The following is a 17,672-nucleotide window of genomic DNA, read 5'->3' as shown; positions in this document are numbered from 1 at the left end:
TCCGTCCGGTGAAGGTTGCGCCCGATGGTATGTATGGCTCGCCCCCCATGACAGTCTCGGAAATTTTTAGACCGCTTAGTAGTTTTGGTCATCCGACGGGATCGGAAACAACCCTTGGCCCTGACGGGACGGGACAGGCGAGGTATGACGCATGACCATCCAGACGCCGGCTATTTCGCGGAGTACGAGCATGGCGCAAGAACAGACCGGCTGTCGCCTGTGCGGTAAACTGCTCAAGCACACTTTCGTCGATCTCGGAATGTCGCCGCCTTGCGAAAGCTTCGTCACGGCGGACCATCTCGACCGCATGGAGCCTTATTATCCGCTCTATGCGCTCGTCTGCGATCATTGTTACCTCGTGCAGCTCAAGGAATATTTCACGCCCGCCGAAATCTTCACCGAATATGCCTATTTCTCGTCCTTCGCCACGAGCTGGGTCAGCCACGCGAGGAACTATGTCGACGACATCACGGAAAAGCTGGAGCTGAACGGCGACAGTTTCGTGGTCGAGATCGCCAGCAATGACGGCTATCTGCTCCAGCATTTCCTGCCGAAGGGCATTCCGGTTCTGGGGATCGAACCGGCGGCCAATGTCGCCGAAGCGGCAATCGCCAAGGGGGTGCCCACGCATGTGGATTTCTTCGGCTCCGAGCTTGCCGCCGAAATGGTCGCATCCGGGCGACGGGCCGATCTCATCATCGGTAACAATGTTCTGGCGCAAGTGCCTGATCTCAATGACTTTGTGCGCGGTATGCAATTGTTGCTCAAGCCCGAAGGCGTGATCACGCTGGAGTTTCCGCATCTCGCCAACCTGATCGAGTACAATCAGTTCGACACTATCTATCACGAGCATTTTTCCTATTTCTCGCTGCTGACGATCCGCTTCATGGCGCACCGCCATCATCTGAAGATCATCGACGTGGAGGAGCTTCCGACCCATGGGGGGTCGCTGCGGGTCTATCTGGCGCGTAACGGCAGCAGGCGAAAGGCGGGGCCGCGCGTTGCCGCGCTTCTCAAGCGCGAGGAGAGTTTCGGCCTCAATGAGATGGCGACCTACGAACAGTTCGCGGAGAAGACGCGGCGCACCAAGCGCGATCTCCTGTCCTTCCTCATCGCGGCCAAGAATGCGGGAAAACGCATCTGCGGCTATGGCGCGCCGGGCAAGGGCAACACGCTCTTGAACTATTGCGGCATCGGCACTGATTTCCTCGATTTCACGGTCGACCGCAATCCCTACAAGCACGGGCGTTTCACGCCGGGAATGCACATACCGATCTACGACGTTTCGGCGATCGACAAATACCGGCCCGATTACATCCTCATTCTGCCGTGGAACTTCAAGGACGAGATCATCCGGCAGATGCAGCATGTGGTCGAATGGGGCGCGAAGTTCATCATTCCGATCCCGCACGTCACATTGATCGATCCGGCACTACTTACAGAGGAGCGGTAATCATGAAAGTCGTTCTGTTCTGCGGCGGTCTTGGAACCAGAATCCGCGAATATTCGGAGAATATACCGAAACCGATGATCCCGCTCGGCCACCAGCCGATCCTGCACCATGTCATGGAATATTACAGCGATTACGGCCACAACGATTTCGTTCTCTGCCTCGGCTACAAGGCCAATGTGGTGAAGGATTTCTTCCTGACGATCCGCCCGCAGACCTTCGCCGATTGCGTGGTCTCGGACGGCGGGCGCAATGTGCAACTGCTGGAGGAGGTCGATCGCGACTGGAGCGTGACGCTGCTCGATACCGGCATCTGGCGCAATATAGGCGAGCGGCTGTGGAGCGCGCGGTCGCATGTGGCGAACGAGGAAATTTTCCTTGCCAATTACAGCGATGGGCTGAGCGACGTGGACCTCGACGACATGGTGGAACGTTTCCGCGCCAGCGGCAGGATCGCCTGCTTTCTCGCCGTGCGCCCGCCGCTGACCTATCACCTGGCCGATATTGCCGAGGGTGGCGACGTGCGGGCATTCCGCACCTCCAACACGTCGGACATCTGGATCAATGGCGGTTACTTCCTCTTCCGCCGGGAGATATTCGACTATATGCGCGACGGCGAGGAACTGGTGCTCGAACCATTCAGCCGCCTGATCGCGGAAAACCAGCTCATGGCCTATAAATATGAAGGCTTCTGGCGGTCCATGGATACGCTGCGCGACTGGCAGACGCTGGAAGACATGGTCGAAAAGGGCGACATGCCCTGGAAGAGACACAAGGCGGAGCGCCGCGCGGCCAATATCGCGATAGCGCTATGATCGACCTGCGCGGGCTCTCCGGTCGTGACAGGCCGCTTCAACTCCTGTGTCTGGGTGCCCATTCCGACGATATCGAGATCGGCTGTGGCGGCACGCTCCTGAGCCTCATCGAAACGGGGACGCCGCTGCATGTCGAATGGTGCGTCCTGTCGGGAAACGGGGAAAGGCGTGTGGAGGCGGATGCTTCGGCGCGCGATTTCCTGCGCGGGGCAGACAGTTTCAATATCCAACTGGCCTCCTTCGAGGACAGTTATTTTCCGACCGAGCGCCGCGCCATCAAGGAATGGCTCATCGAACAGCGCGGGCGAATCCGGCCGGACATGGTATTCACCCACTGTCATGGCGATGCCCATCAGGACCACCGCACGGTGAACGAGCTGACATGGAACCTGTTTCGCGATCAGGTGATCCTCGAATATGAAATACCGAAATGGGATGGCGATCTGGGCCAGCCCAACGCTTATTCGGCGCTTCCCGCATCGGTGATGGATCGCAAGATCGATCTGCTGATGAAGCATTTCGGCACGCAGCGCTCCAAAGACTGGTTCGACCCGGAAACGTTCAGGGGGCTTGCCCGCCTGCGCGGCATGGAGTGCCGTGCGCCCGAGACTTATGCCGAAGCTTTTCATGCCCGCAAGCTGCGGCTGTTTTAGGCTCTGAATCAAAAAAGGTGCCGAAACCGGGAAAAATTTCATGAGCGGGAATAAACGGGGCCTTCCGATTGTCTAACTCCCATATCGCATGTCGCGATGGAAACTCTCGTGAGGCAGATCATGAAAACCGCAAGTTTTATGTCCGTACTGGCAATCGCAGCGATGGCTGCGTCTTCGGCTGTGGCGGCGCCTGCCGTCAAGACGATGGAAAGCTCCAAAGGGCAGGTCCTCACCGGCGCCAAGGGAATGACGCTCTATACGTTCGACAAGGATGGCAAGGGCATGTCCAGCTGCTATGATAGCTGCGCGAAGAATTGGCCGCCTTTCATGGCCAGCAAGGGCGCGAAGGCTTCGGGCGGCTATTCGCTCGTCAAGCGCAAGGACGGCAGCAAGCAATGGGCAAAGGACGGAATGCCGCTCTATTACTGGGTCAAGGACAAGAAGCCCGGCGACGTGACGGGGGACGGCGTTAATGGGGTCTGGCACGCAGCAAAGCCATGAGGCCGGCTTGAGCCAGTCCGTACCCGACAGTTTCGAGGGCCAGCTTCTGGCCCTCCTGCCGATCATGCGGCGCTATTCGCGCAGCCTTGCAAAGTCCGATGCCGAGGGCGAGGACCTGTTGCAGGACTGTGTGGCGAAGGCGCTTGCGCGGCGCGGCCAATGGCGCGGCCTCAATCTGCGTGGGTGGATACTCACGATGATGACCAATCTTTATCGCAACAGCTATAAGAGCCGGGCCCGCGTTCGATATGAAACGCTGGACGCGGCAGAAAATGTCAGTTCCTCCACCGGGGAGACCGATCCCTTCCAGCTTGAGCTTCTGGAAAACGCGATCAACACCCTGCCGGAAGACAATCGCGCCGTGCTGATGCTCGTCGTGGTCGAAGGCTACAGTTATGGCGAGGCGGCGGCGATGCTCGATATTCCGGTCGGGACTGTCATGTCACGCCTGTCGCGGGCGCGCCAGCGTCTTGCCGAACACATGAGCGGCTCCAATGTCGTAACGCTTCGGAGAAGCAGATGAACGAACGAAATTCTCCAGTCACCGAAGCGGAACTGCACGCCTATGTGGACGGGCAATTGCCGGATGATGAGCAGGAGCGCGTTGCCGCCCTTCTGCGGGACGATCCCGAACAGGCCGCGCTGGCCGGGGAATGGCGCAGGCAGAACGAAGGCATAAGGCTGCTCTTTTCCGGTTATGCGCGGACGAAGGCGGAAGATGCCGCTTTGATCCAAACGGCGGGAAAAAGGCAGGCGGGTATTCGTCGCGGCGCCATCGCAGCCGCCATTCTCGCGGCTTTCGCGGTCGGAGGGGCGGGCGGTTTTGGCGGTGCGCACCTTCTTGGCGCTGGGGAGCCGCCGCGAACCGTCGCCCAGAGCCTGCCGCAGCAGGCGCATGCCGCCTATCTCGTCTATGCAAGCGAGGTCCGGCATCCGGTGGAAGTCTTTTCCGATCAGGAGACGCATCTTGCGACATGGCTCGGCAAGCGGCTCGATATGGACGCGCTTAATATCCCGGACCTGGCCGCGCTCGACTTCAGGCTCGTCGGTGGGCGTCTTCTGCCGGTCGACGGCAAGGCGGGCGCATTGTTCATGTATGAGGACGGGGCAGGCAAGCGCCTGTCGGTCATCCTTGGGCGCAACCCGGAAAATCGCGACACGAGTTTCCGCTTCGCGTCGAATGACGGCGTCGAGACCTTCTACTGGATCGACAATGATATCGGTTATGCCGTGAGCGGCGAAATTTCCCGCGACCGGCTACAGCAGGTCGCGGAGGAATGCTACCGCCAGTTCGGGAGCTGAGGCGATTTACCGGTAATCGTCAAAGGCGCGAACCATCGTCTCTCTGGAGGCGCCGCTGGCGACCAGGGCGGCAAGCAGAATGCGCGCCTGTCCGGGCCGCAGCGTGAGGGCATGGATCGCGCCCGCCGCGCCCATGTCGTGTCCGCCGCCGCCGCCGCCATATCCCGGCGCAAGCAGGCCCACGGGCACACGGCTCGACACGACGACCGGAACACCGCGCCGCGTGCACTCACTGACGGCCTCGACGATGGAAGGATTGGCATTGCCGGAACCGAGTGCGGCGAGCACCAGCCCGCGCGCGCCCGCTTCAAGACTCGCTACGATATGGGTGGCGTCGCAGCCGGGATAGATGGCGACCGTGTCGATGCGGATATCGCCGAGCGGCTTTGCGAGGTCAGGGCCTTTCGCATTCCGCACGTCGCGGGCGGCGCGGAACGCGTCGGCGCTGTCGCTGCTGTATTTGAATGCACCCCAGACAGGCAGGACGCGACCGCCGAATGCGATAAGGACGCCCCGGTCAGCATTTGCGTCGTCGCAGGCGAGCGAGACGGCGGCTGCGAGATTGGCCGGGCCGTCGGCATCGGGATGATCGGCCGTGAATTGCGCGCCGGTAAAAACGACCGGCCTGGCAATCCTGTGCTGGAGGTGAACGAGAAGCGCGGTCTCTTCCATCGCATCCGTGCCATGCAACACGACAACGCCCTGCACGGCGGTATCGTCCAGTTCCGCCTTCACGGCGTTGCTGATCCGCTGCATGTCGGCAAGGGTCAGGCTCGCCGAATCCTTCGCCATCAGTTCGATGGCGCGCAGATCGGCTGCGGCGTCCGGAAGAAGAGCGAGCAGGTCCTTGCCCGAAAGCGTCGGCGTGCTCGCGCCATTGTCTCCGCGCTTGCTTGCAATGGTGCCGCCGGTAGCGATAACCGCCACCAGGGGCGTTGATTGCGCTTTATTCACGATTCCCTCACTTGCCCGGAGTTTCAAGACGCGCCCGGAACGCGCCTCGAAGCAAACGGCTGGAACGCCGGTCGGATGGAATCAGACCGGCACTTCTGCCTCTACCGCACGTTCTCCGGCAAGTCGATAGATGCGCTCGCGCATCAGGTACCAGCCCAGGATGAGTGCGGGAATGATGATGAGAAGCGAAGCGATCGTCCATGTGCCGACCGGGTAGTCGAACGCCATGAGAACCAGCACGCCAAGCAGGAAGGCCAGCGTCAATATGCCGGTATAGGGCGCGCCGAACATGCGGAAGGCCGGGCGTTCCATTTCGCCGCGACGGGCGAGGTACCAGAGCTTGAGCTGGCAGAGCACGATGACGCCCCAGGCCGTGATGATGCCGAGAGCGGAGAGGTTGAGCGCGATCTCGAAGGCCGCCGACGGCATGATGGCGTTGAGGACGACGCCGATGACCGTCACGACCGCCGTGACCGCGATGCCGACGAAGGGCACGCCGTTCTTGTTCATCTTTGCAAGGCAGGCCGGTGCCGAGCCGGAAGTCGCCATGGAATGGAGAATGCGGCCTGTCGAATAGAGACCGGCATTCAGCGAGGAAAGAACGGCCGTCAGCACCACGAGATTCATGATGATATCCGCGCCTTCGATGCCGATCTTGCTGAAGAAGGTCACGAACGGGCTCTCCCCGGCGCTATAGGCCGTATAGGGCAGCAGGAGCGACAGGAGGAGGACCGAGCCGACATAAAAGACGAGCAGGCGGAACACCACGGTGCGGATCGCGCCCGGCATGATCTTGCGCGGGTCTTCCGTCTCGCCTGCGGTCGTGCCGATCAGTTCGACGGATGCATAGGCGAAGACTACGCCCTGTATGATGACGAGCGCCGGTAATATGCCGTTGGGGAAGAAGCCGCTTTCGTGAACGAGGCCGAACCCCGGAACGTGGCCGTCGATGGGCGTGCCGGAAACGACGAAATAGATGCCGAGCGCGAGGAAGATCAGGAGCGAAAGCACCTTGACGAGGCTGAACCAGAATTCCATCTCGCCGAAGACCTTGACCGACATCAGGTTCATCGAAAGCACGATGAACAGGGCCGTCAGCGCGAACACCCATTGATCGACGCCTTGCAGCCACGGCACATAATGCTTGAAGAAATTCATGTAGAGCGCCACCGCCGTGACGTCGGCCACCGAGGTCATCGCCCAGTTGAGCCAGTACATCCAGCCCGCCGCGAAGGCGAGTTTCTCGCCGTAGAATTCGCGCGCATAGGAAACGAAGGACCCCGAACTGGGCCGGTGCATGATAAGCTCGCCCAGGGCGCGCAGAACCAGAAACGCAAAGAAGCCGCACAGCGCATAGACGAAAACCAGCGCTGGGCCGGCGAGCACGAGACGTCCTCCGGCACCCAGAAACAGGCCTGTGCCGATCGCGCCACCGATAGCGATCATCTGGATCTGGCGCGGTTTGAGCGCCTTGTGATAACCGGCATCTTCCCTGGTGAAGACATCCGGTTCGGCGGGCGCGGTTTTCACGGTTTCGATTGTCATTGCTCCTCCCTGTGAGCGCGTTTTCGACAGGCGGTCATCCGGGGCGTCAATTGTGCGGACGCGATACCGGACCATTCGACGGGCGGCGAATTCTTCCGCCTTTAAAAGGATATGCTGTTAAGCTGTATGACAGGTTTGGAGGCGGTTTACGCATATAAAAAATGACGCGTCAAGTATCGCGCGGCATCCCGCCCGCCGCAAGAAAGCGGTTCGCTTCCGTTGAAACGCAAATATAAAAGCGGAAAGAAAGTCTTAGCTGCGGACGTTACAAAGTCGTGAAAACGCGTTTTCCGGGTGTTGATCGGGTGGAGTCCGACCGGCATACGGGAATGATGCTCTATGCATCTTCCTTGCCGACGATGGAGGCGACGGCGGTTCTGACCTTGCCCAGATGGTCCTGCATGGCCAGTCGCGCCTCGCTTTCCGATCCGGCTTCGATGGCGGCGATAATCCGGCGATGCTCGACATTGGATGCCTCGCGCCGCCCCGCCATGAAGTTGACGAGTTCCGATTGCTGCACGAGCGCATCGCGCGCATCGGCCACGATCTTGGCGAAAAGCGTGTTGCCCGACGCTTCGGCAATGGCGCAATGGAATTGGGAATCGAGCAGTTCCCATTTGTGAGGGTCTGTCTGCCGGTCCATCTTGTCGCAAAGCTGGAGCATCAGCGCCAGTTGCGCAGAGGTCCGGCGCAGCGCGGCCCAGCCCGCCGCCGGCACTTCGATGAAGGGGCGCGCCTCGATCAGATCGCGTGCCGAATAACCGCCATAGACCAGTTCGCTTGCAGGCACGGCGTTGAGGACGTAAGTGCCGCTGCCCGTGCGGGTCTGGGTAAGGCCGAGTGTCTGGAGCGATCTCAGCGCCTCGCGCACGATGGGGCGGCTGACGCCGAACCTGTCGGCAAGCCGGGTTTCAGAGGGCAGGCGGGTGCCGATGGCAAGCCGGCCCGATGTGATCGCCGAACGTATATCGTCGAATACGGCTTCCGCCGCATTCTTCCGTTGGATCGGATGTTTGTCCGATAACCAGTCGGCCAATTCGTTCATGCTCCCAGCCTCCGCCTTTTGTCGCGCTCCTATCAAGCAGCTAGGCAATTTCCGATGGAAGATCAATCCCGTTCGGTTCGGGTGGAATGACACTACTCCCAGGCGTTTCGGACCCAATCGACGTTCAGTTTCGGTCGGAGCGGGGCGAGGTTCCGAAAAGAGCACATATTATGCTTTACGTACCTCAAAACGACAGCTAAGCTTTCAATGCGAGGCTTTGGGAGGAGTTCACGTGCAAGCGACTGCATCGAGAAGGAAGGTGTCCGGGAAACGCCCTGCGCGATTGGCCGTTATTGGTGGTCGCGCATGATGAATTCACCCGCGCAAGACGACAGGCCGGCACTTCTGGAAGCTGTTTCCCTCTCCAAATCGTTCGGGCCGGTTCAGGTTCTGAAGAATATCGACCTACGCGTATATGGCGGCGAGGTTCACGCGGTCATAGGCGAGAACGGAGCCGGAAAATCCACGTTGATGAAGCTCCTTGCGGGCAACGAGCGTCCGACGGATGGGGAAATCCGCATCGATGGCAGGCCCGTGGCCTTCTCCGGGCCGGTGGAGGCGGAAGCGCAGGGCATCGTGCTGGTGCATCAGGAAATTCTGCTCGCACCCGATCTGACGGTGGCGCAGAACATCTATCTCGGGCGTGAGCTTAATCGCGGGCTGGTTGTCGATGACAGGTCGATGCGCGAGGGCGCGCGCAAGGCGATCCGCGATCTCGGCGCCGATATTGATCCCGATGCGGTGGTCGGCTCGCTGTCGATCGCCCAGCGGCAGCTTGTGCAGATCGCGCGCGTGCTGCTGGTGCCGCATCGCGTGGTGATCTTCGATGAGCCGACCGCTTCGCTGACCCCGTTTGAAACGGAAGCGCTCCTGAAAGTCATCCGCGACATCCGCGCCAAGGGCGTAGCCGTTCTCTATATTTCCCACCGCTTGCCGGAGGTAAAGGAAATATCCGACCGGGTGACGGTGCTGCGCGACGGCAAGCTTGTCTCCTCGCATCCGGCTTCCGAACTCCAGCCCGCCGATATGGCGCGGCTGATGGTGGGGCGCGACGTCGCAAAGCTCTATCCCGATCGCGCGAGCAGGCATGACAACGCTGCCATTCTGGAAGTCGAGCATTTTCACGTGCCGGGTTTCGTCCGGGATGCAAGCTTTCGCCTGAGCCGCGGCGAGATACTCGGCTTTGCCGGTCTCGTGGGCGCGGGGCGCACGGAACTGATGGAAGGGGTCACGGGCCTGCGTCCCGGCAAGGGCGAAGTGCGCCACGATGGCAGGCCGGTTCATTTTCGCAACGCGCATGAAAGCCAGATGGCGGGGATCGTTTATCTGAGCGAAGACCGGAAGGGCAAGGGCCTGCTTCTGTCCAAGGATATCGGCGTCAACCTGACGCTCGCCTCGCTGAAGAAATTCGTCAGCGGATTGCAGATCGACCGCAACCGGGAACGGGCGGCGCTCGACGATGCGATCCGCGAATTCGATATCCGCACGGGGCGCAAGGACATTCTGGCCGGTCAGCTTTCCGGCGGCAACCAGCAGAAGCTGCTTCTTGCCAAGATGATGATGCTCGATCCGTCCATCGTCATCATAGACGAGCCGACGCGCGGCATCGATGTGGGCACGAAGGAGCAGATCTACCAGTTTATCGCAAACCTGGCCGAGGCCGGAAAATCCATTATCGTGGTTTCGTCGGAAATGCCGGAGCTGATCGGCATCTGCGACCGCATCGTCGTGATGCGGGAAGGGCGGATCGCAGGCGAGGTGACCGGCGACCGCATGACGGAACACGACATCGTCGTACTGGCAACCGGCGTTGATGCCGAAAATGCCGCATAAGAACAATAAAGTGGGAAGTAGATGACACAGGTTGCGACCGACAAAAGCACAGCGCTGAAGACATCGAAGGACTGGGACCTGAGGGCGATTGCGCCCTTTATCGCGCTCGCTCTGCTGCTCATTCTCGGTGCCGTTGCCAATCCGAATTTCATCGGCATCGACAATCTTCTCAATGTCGCGACGCGCAGCGCCTTCATCGCGATCATCGCGCTCGGCGCGACCTATGTGATTTCGTCGGGCGGGCTGGACCTGTCGGTGGGCGCCATGGTGGCATTCGTTGCCAGCATCATGATCCTGTTCATGAATAGCGGGGTCATCGCCGATCCGGCGATGATGCTGATCGCCGCCGTCATGCTGGCGGTCATTGTCGGTGCGGCCTGCGGCCTGCTCAACGGTGTCATAACCACCGTCGGCGGTATCGAACCGTTCATCGCCACGCTCGGCACGATGGGCATCTATCGCGGGCTGACCACCTGGCTGTCGCAGGGCGGCGCGATCACGCTGCGCAATCCCGACATACAGGCGCTTTATCGCCCGGCCTATTTCGGCTCCGTGCTCGGCGTGCCGGTGCCGGTCATCGTGATTTTCGTGACGGCGGCGCTCGCAGCCTTCGTGCTTTATCGCACGAGCTATGGCCGTCATGTCATCGCGGTCGGATCGAATGAGGACGTGGCGCGTTATTCCGGCATTTCGGTGAAAAAGGTACGCACCATCGCCTTTATCATTCAGGGGCTTTGCGTGGCCGTCGCGGTGCTTCTCTATGTGCCGCGCCTCGGTTCCACCTCGGCCACGACCGGCCTGATGTGGGAATTGCAGGCGATTACCGCCGTGGTCGTGGGCGGCACGGCGCTGCGTGGCGGCGTCGGGCGCGTATGGGGCACGATCTGCGGCGCCTTCATTCTGGAGATCATCGGCAACATCATGCTGCTGTCGAATTTCGTCAGCGAATATCTCATCGGCGCCATTCAGGGTGCTATCATCATTATCGCGATGCTGGTGCAGCGGTCCTTGTCGAGGAGATAGATTTACGGATTGGCGGGATTGGTGGGGCGATTCCGGCCAGAATGGGAGAAGAGCCCCGCAAATATAACGGGAGGAAGATCATGCGAGGGAATTTGATGAAGCTTGCTTTCGCCGCATTGACGGCGGGCACGCTGGCTTTTTCCGGCGCGGCAAGCGCACAGGACAAAAAAGTAACGATCGGCGTTTCCATTCCGGCCGCCGACCACGGCTGGACGGCAGGCGTGGTCTATCACGCCGAACGTGTGGCGAAACTTCTGATGGAAGAGCATCCGGGCCTCAACGTCATCGTCAAGACGTCGCCCGACGCGGCATCGCAGGCCAATGCGTTGCAGGACCTGGCGGTGCAGGGGCTGGACGGTCTGGTCGTTCTGCCGACCGATCCCGATCCGCTCGTCAATGCCATCAGGGAGGTCAAGGACAAGGGCACCTTCGTCGCGCTGGTGGACCGCGCGCCGAGCACCAACGACAACTCCATCCGCGATCTCTATGTCGCCGGAAACAATCCGGCGCTCGGGCAGGTTGCCGGTGAATATATCAAGGAGACCACGCCCGACGCACAGGTCGTCGTCATTCGTGGCCTGCCGATCCCCATCGACCAGCAGCGTCAGGACGGGTTCGACAAGGGCATAGAGGGCTCCAATGTCAAGGTTCTGGATCGTCAGTACGGCAACTGGAATCGCGATGACGCCTTCCGCGTGATGCAGGATTTCCTGACCAAATATCCGAAAATCGATGTGGTCTGGTGTCAGGATGACGATATGGCCGTCGGCGTGCTCGAAGCCATCAAGCAGGCCAACCGTTCCGATATCCAGTATATCGTTGGCGGCGCGGGTTCGAAGGACATGATCAAGAAGGTCATGGACGGCGACAAGCTGGTGCCGGTCGATGTGCTTTATCCACCGGCAATGGTTTCCACCGCCATGGAACTGGCCGCGGGTCACTTCTACGATCAGATTCCGGTGAGCGGCAGCTACATCCTCGATGCGACACTCGTGACGAAGGACAATGCCAAGGACTTTTATTTCCCGGATTCGCCGTTCTGATCACGGTCTGGCGCGCCTCATCAGGGGCGCGCCCTGGATCGGGATGATTTCAAGTTGAATCATCCCGATCTAACTCTTTGTTTGAGCATGATTTTTCCCCAAAACCGATTCCCACTTTTTGGGATCATGCTCTAATTCGTTCTGGAGGAGTTTCTATGAAAACGATCAAGGGGCCGGGGATTTTTCTCGGACAGTTCGCGGGCGATGAAGCGCCGTTCAACACGTGGGATGGCATCACCAGATGGGCTGCCGAAAAAGGCTATGTGGGGGTGCAGGTTCCCACATGGGCGAGCCAGTTGATCGATCTGAAGAAGGCTTCCGAATCGAAGGATTATTGCGACGAATTCGCCGGCGTGGCGCGCCAGAACGGTGTCGAGGTAACGGAGCTTTCGACCCATCTTCAGGGGCAACTCGTGGCGGTGCATCCGGCCTATGACGAGGCATTCGACGGCTTTGCCGTGCCCGAAGTGCGCGGCAATCCAAAGGCGCGGCAGGAATGGGCCGTCGAACAGGTGAAGATGGCAATCCGGGCCTCGCGCAATCTTGGCATTGGCGCCCATGCCACGTTTTCGGGCGCGCTGGCCTGGCCGTTCATCTATCCGTGGCCGCAGCGGCCCGCCGGTCTGGTGGAAACCGCGTTCGACGAGCTTGCGCGCCGCTGGACGCCGATCCTCGACCATGCAGAGGAGCACGGCGTCGACATCTGCTACGAAATCCATCCGGGCGAAGACCTGCACGACGGCGTGACCTTCGAGATGTTTCTGGAGCGGGTGAAGAACCACAAGCGCGCCAACATGCTCTACGATCCGTCGCATTACGTGCTGCAATGCCTCGATTATCTCGACAATATCGATATCTACAAGGACCGCATCAGGATGTTCCACGTCAAGGATGCGGAGTTCAACCCGACCGGACGGCAGGGTGTCTATGGCGGCTATCAGGGCTGGGTCAATCGTGCGGGGCGCTTCCGCTCTCCGGGCGACGGTCAGATTGATTTCGGCGCCATATTCTCGAAAATGGCGGCGAACGATTTCGATGGCTGGGCCGTGGTCGAATGGGAATGCGCACTGAAGCACCCGGAGGACGGCGCGCGCGAAGGCGCGGAATTCGTGAAGGCGCATATCATCCGCGTCACCGAAAAGGCATTCGACGATTTCGCCTCCGGCGGTACCGACGAAGCCGCCAACCGACGTATGCTGGGATTGTGAGGACGCAATGACGATTGAAGCCAAAACCACGGAAACCGCAGCCCCCCGCATCCGTCTCGGCATGGTGGGCGGCGGTGCGGGCGCATTCATCGGCGGGGTGCACCGCATGGCGGCGCGGCTCGACAACCGTTTCGAACTGGTGGCGGGCGCGCTGTCCGCCTCGCCGGAAAAGGCGCAGGCTTCCGGTCGTGAACTGGGGCTTGCGGAGACCCGCATCTATTCCAGCTACAAGGATATGGCGATCCGCGAGGCGCGGCTGAAAAACGGTATCGAAGCCGTCTCCATCGTGACGCCAAACCATGTGCATTATGATGCGGCGAAGGAGTTTTTGAAGCGCGGCATTCATGTCATCTGCGACAAGCCGCTGACTTCGACGCTTGCGGATGCGAAAAAGCTGAAAAAGGTGGCCGACGAAAGCGGCGCGCTCTTCGTCCTGGCCCATAATTACACCGGCTACCCGATGGTCCGGCAGGCGCGGGAGATGATCGCCAATGGCGAGCTTGGCGCGTTGCGCGTGGTGCAGGTGGAATATGCGCAGGACTGGCTCACCGAAGCGGTGGAGGCCACCGGCGCGAAGGGGGCTGTCTGGCGTACCGATCCGGCCCAGTCCGGCCTTGGCGGCGCGACGGGCGACATCGGTACCCATGCCTTCAATCTCGCATCCTTCGTGACCGGCCTGACGCTCGATAGGCTCGCCGCCGATCTCGACAGTTTCGTTCCGGGACGCCGCCTCGACGACAACGCCCATGTGATGCTGCGTTTCGCGGGCGGTGCGAAGGGGATGCTGTGGTGCAGCCAGGTTGCGCCCGGCAACGAGAATGCGCTGCGTCTGCGCGTCTATGGTACCAGGGGCGGCATTGAATGGGCGCAGGAAGATCCGAACCGGCTCTGGTTCACGCCGTTCGGCGAGCAGAAGCGTCTCGTCACGCGGGGCGGGGCGGGAACCGGAAGCGACGCGGCGCGCGTGACGCGTATCCCGGCAGGCCACCCGGAAGGCTATCTCGAAGCCTTCGCCACGATCTACTCGGAAGCGGCCAATGCCATCGCGGCCCATCGCGACGGGCGCGAGCGGGACCGCGCCGTCATCTATCCGACGGTGGATGATGGCGTGAAGGGGGTCGCCTTCATCGATGCCTGCGTCCGTTCATCGAAGAGAAACGGTGCCTGGGTGGCGCTTTGATGAGGTCGCGTTCGCCGTAGAAAAGCCATTTTAGTAGTATGTCTGGGGCAATGCGCCTTTTGGGACGCATTGTCCCAGCGCCGATATGCGGCTTTGCGATGGGCACCCATTCAAAGCCGTATCAAGAAGCCTCTATGCAGAAATTCCGTCCCGTGATTGCCAGTGGGCCTCTGTGCCTTTTGACGGCGCTCTATGTTCTTGTTTTCACCAATGCTTCGTTCTGGCACGCAATCGGTACCTATTACGCCGACGCACCGTGGAAACTCGCGGGAATAGCGCTCACGCTTCTGCTGCTTTATGTATCGCTGCTCGTGACGTTTTCGGCCAAATACGTCATCAAGCCGGCGTTGATCCTGTTCGTTTTCATCGCGGCGGGCGGTTCCTATTTCACCGATACATTCGGCACCATCATCGACAAATACGTCGTGGAAGCGGCGTTGACGACGACACAGGCGGAAGGCGGCGCATTGCTGACGCCAAGCTTTGCCTGGCATATGCTCGTTTACGGTGTTGTGCCCTCGCTGCTGATTGCGTGGGTGCGTGTCAAACACCGGCCCTTGCTGCGCAAGGTCATGGTCAATACCGGCGTCATCTTCTCCTGCCTTATGGCGGCGGTGGTCGTCCTTGGTACGAATTTCGCGGCCTATTCCTCCATGTTTCGTGAGCACGGCCCGGACATCATGCAGAAGCTCATGCCTGCCACGCCCATTGCCAGCACGATCCAATATGCGGCGCACACCTTCAAGAACCGGGACATTCCGATGCAGCCGCTGGGCCTGGATGCGCGCCAGACGGTGACGCAGTTGCCGTCGGCCAGGAAACTGGTGACGGTGGTGGCCGTGGGCGAAACGGCGCGCGCACAAAATTTCAGCCTCAATGGCTATGCGCGTGAAACCAACCCGGAACTGAAGCAACGCGGCGTCATAGCCTTTACAGATACGACCAGTTGCGGCACCGAAACCTCGGTCTCCGTGCCGTGCATGTTTTCGCCCTTTACCCGTAGCGAATATTCATCGACCAAGTTCCGCGGCTCAGAAAACCTGATGGATGTGCTTCGCCACGCGGGCGTGCAGGTTTCGTGGTACGAAAACAACACGGGCAGCAAGGGTGTCGCGGACCGTATCAAGCAGGTCGATCTGCAGGATTCCGGCGATACACGCTATTGCGAGGGCGGCGAGTGCAAGGACCAGATTCTGGTCGACAGTCTGGCAAGGGAACTCGACGCAACAACCGGCAATGCAACCATCGTCCTGCATATGACCGGGAGCCACGGCCCGGCCTATTATCGCCGCTATCCCGAAGCGCTCGCACAGTTCAAGCCCGATTGCCGCAGCAATGATTTCGCCAAATGCTCGCAAGACGAAATCGTCAATGCCTATGATAATTCAATCCTTTATACGGATCACATCTTGTCGGAAATCATCGACATGCTGAAAGCGCATGAAGACAGGTTCGCCTCGGCGATGATCTATATGTCGGATCATGGCGAGTCTCTGGGAGAGGACGGTCTCTATCTCCATGCCGCGCCTTACTTCATCGCACCGTCGCAGCAGACCCACGTGCCTTTTGTCGCCTGGTTCGCGCCCGATTATGCATCCGATACGGGGCTTGATCTCGATTGCCTGAAGAAGACGGTTTCCGAGCCGTCTTCCCATGACAACCTGTTCCATACGGTGCTGGGAATGATGGCGGTCAAAACGACGGCGTATGACGGGAAGCTCGACCGTTTCGCGGCCTGCCGCACACCGCATAATGTAGCGTCGAATGAGACGAAAACCCCGCTTTGACCAAGCGGGGTAACGTTCAAACGTAACGGTTGACCACGTTTTCCAGATATTCCTGCCGGCCGGATTTCGGCTGTGGATTGATGTCCCTCGTTTCAACTTCAGCCGTGATCTGTTCCAGCGACAGGCCGGTCAAAAGCTTCCTGCCGAAATCGCCCTCCCAGCCCGCATAGCGCTCATCGAGCGGCCTGGACAATGCGCCATCTTCCAGCATTGCGGCTGCCGCTTTCAATCCGCGCGCGCAGCAATCCATTCCGCCGATATGACCGATCAGCAGATCCTGCGGATCGAGCGACTGGCGGCGCAGCTTGGCGTCGAAATTCGTACCGCCGGTGGTGAAGCCGCCTGCAAGCAGGACCTGATAATAGGCAAGCGCCATTTCCGGCACATTGTTCGGGAACTGGTCCGTGTCCCAGCCCGACTGGTAGTCGTTGCGGTTCATGTCGATGGAACCGAAAATGCCGAGCGTGCGGGCGAGCGCCAGCTCGTGCTCGAAGGAATGCCCGGCCAGAATGGCATGGCCCTGTTCGATATTGAGCTTCACCTCGTTTTCGAGGCCGTAACGCTTGAGGAAGCCGTAAACCGTGGCGACGTCGTAGTCATACTGATGCTTGGTCGGCTCCTGCGGCTTCGGTTCGATCAGGATCGTACCCTTGAAGCCGATCTTGTGCTTGTACTCGACCACCAGATTGAGGAAACGTCCCATCTGGTCCAGTTCGCGTGAAAGATCGGTGTTGAGCAGCGTTTCATAACCTTCGCGACCGCCCCAGAGCACATAATTCTCGCCGCCGAGCCGTTTGGTGGCGTCGATGCAACTCTTGACCGTGGCGGCCGCGAAAGCGAACACATCGGGGTCTGGATTGGTGGCGGCACCGCTCATATAACGCCGCTGCGAAAACAGATTGGCGGTTCCCCACAGGAGCTTGATGCCGGTTTCTGCCTGCTTTTTCTCAAAGATATCAACGATTTCGTTGAGGTATTTCGTGTTTTCCGCGAAATTACGGCCTTCCGGGCGCACATCGGCGTCGTGAAAGCAGTAATAGGGCGTGCCGAGCAGGGAAAAGCATTCGAAGGCGACGTCCGCCTTGAGCTTTGCGGCATCGAGTTCATTGGAATACCATGGCCGGTCGAAAGTGCGCCCGCCGAAGGGATCGCCGCCCTCCCATGCAAAGCTGTGCCAGTAAGCGACGGCGAAACGCAGGTGATCCTCCATGCGTTTGCCGAGGACGATTTCGTCGGGATTGTAGTGGCGGAAGGCGAGCGGGTTGTCGCTGTCCGGCCCTTCATATCTAATCTTCTGGGTGTCGCCGAAAAACCCGGTGCTCATTCCTGTCCT

16 protein-coding genes are annotated in these 17,672 nt (G+C 60.1%); 12 read left to right on the top strand and 4 right to left on the bottom strand.

Features of this window, described 5'->3' with window-relative positions; all coding sequences use genetic code 11:
* Positions 1-151 precede the first annotated feature (151 nt).
* The 6 genes from FHS76_RS13320 to FHS76_RS13295 all read left to right on the top strand — a co-directional run bounded on the left by FHS76_RS13320 (position 152) and on the right by FHS76_RS13295 (position 4,721).
* Positions 152-1,453, top strand: a complete 1,302-nt coding sequence (locus FHS76_RS13320) for a class I SAM-dependent methyltransferase (RefSeq protein WP_183653332.1) — start codon at positions 152-154, stop codon at positions 1,451-1,453.
* A gap of 2 nt (positions 1,454-1,455) precedes the next feature.
* On the top strand, positions 1,456-2,265 hold the full coding sequence (locus tag FHS76_RS13315) for a sugar phosphate nucleotidyltransferase (RefSeq protein ID WP_183653330.1): 810 nt from the start codon (positions 1,456-1,458) through the stop codon (positions 2,263-2,265).
* On the top strand, positions 2,262-2,918 hold the full coding sequence (locus FHS76_RS13310) for a PIG-L deacetylase family protein (RefSeq protein WP_183653327.1): 657 nt from the start codon (positions 2,262-2,264) through the stop codon (positions 2,916-2,918). The genes FHS76_RS13315 and FHS76_RS13310 overlap by 4 nt, the downstream gene beginning before the upstream one ends.
* Positions 2,919-3,038: 120 nt before the next feature.
* Entirely contained in the window at positions 3,039-3,419 is a 381-nt protein-coding gene (locus tag FHS76_RS13305) for a COG4315 family predicted lipoprotein (RefSeq protein WP_183653324.1), read from the top strand.
* Entirely contained in the window at positions 3,391-3,942 is a 552-nt protein-coding gene (locus FHS76_RS13300; RefSeq protein ID WP_183653321.1) for an RNA polymerase sigma factor, read from the top strand. The genes FHS76_RS13305 and FHS76_RS13300 overlap by 29 nt, the downstream gene beginning before the upstream one ends.
* Positions 3,939-4,721 (top strand): anti-sigma factor family protein, encoded by a 783-nt coding sequence (locus FHS76_RS13295; RefSeq protein ID WP_183653318.1) that lies wholly within the window; start codon positions 3,939-3,941, stop codon positions 4,719-4,721. Before FHS76_RS13300 ends, FHS76_RS13295 begins: the two co-directional genes overlap by 4 nt.
* A 6-nt stretch (positions 4,722-4,727) precedes the next feature.
* Here the strand turns inward: FHS76_RS13295 and FHS76_RS13290 are convergent, their stop codons facing one another.
* The 3 genes from FHS76_RS13290 to FHS76_RS13280 form a co-directional block, all read right to left on the bottom strand.
* A complete protein-coding gene (locus FHS76_RS13290; protein WP_183653315.1) occupies positions 4,728-5,675 on the bottom strand; it encodes an asparaginase domain-containing protein in 948 nt (315 codons plus the stop codon).
* A gap of 81 nt (positions 5,676-5,756) precedes the next feature.
* On the bottom strand, positions 5,757-7,220 hold the full coding sequence (locus tag FHS76_RS13285) for an amino acid permease (protein ID WP_210306097.1): 1,464 nt from the start codon (positions 7,218-7,220) through the stop codon (positions 5,757-5,759).
* A 337-nt stretch (positions 7,221-7,557) separates the two neighbouring features.
* Positions 7,558-8,265, bottom strand: a complete 708-nt coding sequence (locus FHS76_RS13280) for a FadR/GntR family transcriptional regulator (RefSeq protein WP_183653313.1) — start codon at positions 8,263-8,265, stop codon at positions 7,558-7,560.
* Positions 8,266-8,574: 309 nt separating this feature from the next.
* Between FHS76_RS13280 and FHS76_RS13275 the strand changes: the two genes are divergently transcribed.
* From FHS76_RS13275 to FHS76_RS13250, 6 genes are all read left to right on the top strand, one after another.
* Positions 8,575-10,098 (top strand): sugar ABC transporter ATP-binding protein, encoded by a 1,524-nt coding sequence (locus FHS76_RS13275; protein WP_183653476.1) that lies wholly within the window; start codon positions 8,575-8,577, stop codon positions 10,096-10,098.
* Positions 10,099-10,119: 21 nt separating this feature from the next.
* The gene (locus FHS76_RS13270) at positions 10,120-11,121 is read left to right on the top strand and encodes an ABC transporter permease (RefSeq protein ID WP_183653310.1); all 1,002 of its coding nucleotides are present in this window, start codon (positions 10,120-10,122) and stop codon (positions 11,119-11,121) included.
* A gap of 80 nt (positions 11,122-11,201) precedes the next feature.
* Positions 11,202-12,164 carry a substrate-binding domain-containing protein gene (locus FHS76_RS13265; RefSeq protein ID WP_183653307.1) on the top strand — a complete coding sequence of 321 codons (963 nt, stop codon included), beginning with the start codon at positions 11,202-11,204 and terminating at the stop codon, positions 12,162-12,164.
* Positions 12,165-12,319: 155 nt separating this feature from the next.
* Complete coding sequence (locus tag FHS76_RS13260) at positions 12,320-13,372, top strand: sugar phosphate isomerase/epimerase family protein (protein WP_183653304.1); 1,053 nt, start codon at positions 12,320-12,322, stop codon at positions 13,370-13,372.
* Between the two features lie 7 nt (positions 13,373-13,379).
* Complete coding sequence (locus tag FHS76_RS13255; protein ID WP_183653301.1) at positions 13,380-14,552, top strand: Gfo/Idh/MocA family protein; 1,173 nt, start codon at positions 13,380-13,382, stop codon at positions 14,550-14,552.
* Between the two features lie 134 nt (positions 14,553-14,686).
* Complete coding sequence (locus tag FHS76_RS13250; RefSeq protein WP_183653299.1) at positions 14,687-16,339, top strand: phosphoethanolamine transferase; 1,653 nt, start codon at positions 14,687-14,689, stop codon at positions 16,337-16,339.
* 16 nt (positions 16,340-16,355) lie between these two features.
* Here FHS76_RS13250 and xylA read toward each other — a convergent pair whose 3' ends face one another.
* Positions 16,356-17,663, bottom strand: a complete 1,308-nt coding sequence (gene xylA / locus FHS76_RS13245) for a xylose isomerase (protein ID WP_183653296.1) — start codon at positions 17,661-17,663, stop codon at positions 16,356-16,358.
* Between the last annotated feature and the right edge of the window lie 9 nt (positions 17,664-17,672).

Origin of the sequence: Brucella daejeonensis, from assembly GCF_014199265.1 — a bacterium.
Lineage (GTDB): Bacteria > Pseudomonadota > Alphaproteobacteria > Rhizobiales > Rhizobiaceae > Brucella > Brucella daejeonensis.
Note: the sequence above shows the minus strand (reverse complement) of the source record. Positions and strands in the feature narration are given on the sequence as shown.

Excerpts from the sequence above, each read along its gene's own strand:
- FHS76_RS13320 (WP_183653332.1), top strand. The coding sequence starts at position 152 with ATGACCATCCAGACGCCGGCTATTTCGCGGAGTACGAGCATGGCGCAA.
- FHS76_RS13315 (WP_183653330.1), top strand. The coding sequence starts at position 1,456 with ATGAAAGTCGTTCTGTTCTGCGGCGGTCTTGGAACCAGAATCCGCGAA.
- FHS76_RS13310 (WP_183653327.1), top strand. The coding sequence starts at position 2,262 with ATGATCGACCTGCGCGGGCTCTCCGGTCGTGACAGGCCGCTTCAACTC.
- FHS76_RS13305 (WP_183653324.1), top strand. The coding sequence starts at position 3,039 with ATGAAAACCGCAAGTTTTATGTCCGTACTGGCAATCGCAGCGATGGCT.
- FHS76_RS13300 (WP_183653321.1), top strand. The coding sequence starts at position 3,391 with ATGGGGTCTGGCACGCAGCAAAGCCATGAGGCCGGCTTGAGCCAGTCC.
- FHS76_RS13295 (WP_183653318.1), top strand. The coding sequence starts at position 3,939 with ATGAACGAACGAAATTCTCCAGTCACCGAAGCGGAACTGCACGCCTAT.
- FHS76_RS13285 (WP_210306097.1), bottom strand. The coding sequence starts at position 7,220 with ATGACAATCGAAACCGTGAAAACCGCGCCCGCCGAACCGGATGTCTTC.
- FHS76_RS13280 (WP_183653313.1), bottom strand. The coding sequence starts at position 8,265 with ATGAACGAATTGGCCGACTGGTTATCGGACAAACATCCGATCCAACGG.
- FHS76_RS13275 (WP_183653476.1), top strand. The coding sequence starts at position 8,575 with ATGAATTCACCCGCGCAAGACGACAGGCCGGCACTTCTGGAAGCTGTT.
- FHS76_RS13270 (WP_183653310.1), top strand. The coding sequence starts at position 10,120 with ATGACACAGGTTGCGACCGACAAAAGCACAGCGCTGAAGACATCGAAG.
- FHS76_RS13265 (WP_183653307.1), top strand. The coding sequence starts at position 11,202 with ATGCGAGGGAATTTGATGAAGCTTGCTTTCGCCGCATTGACGGCGGGC.
- FHS76_RS13260 (WP_183653304.1), top strand. The coding sequence starts at position 12,320 with ATGAAAACGATCAAGGGGCCGGGGATTTTTCTCGGACAGTTCGCGGGC.
- FHS76_RS13255 (WP_183653301.1), top strand. The coding sequence starts at position 13,380 with ATGACGATTGAAGCCAAAACCACGGAAACCGCAGCCCCCCGCATCCGT.
- FHS76_RS13250 (WP_183653299.1), top strand. The coding sequence starts at position 14,687 with ATGCAGAAATTCCGTCCCGTGATTGCCAGTGGGCCTCTGTGCCTTTTG.
- xylA (WP_183653296.1), bottom strand. The coding sequence starts at position 17,663 with ATGAGCACCGGGTTTTTCGGCGACACCCAGAAGATTAGATATGAAGGG.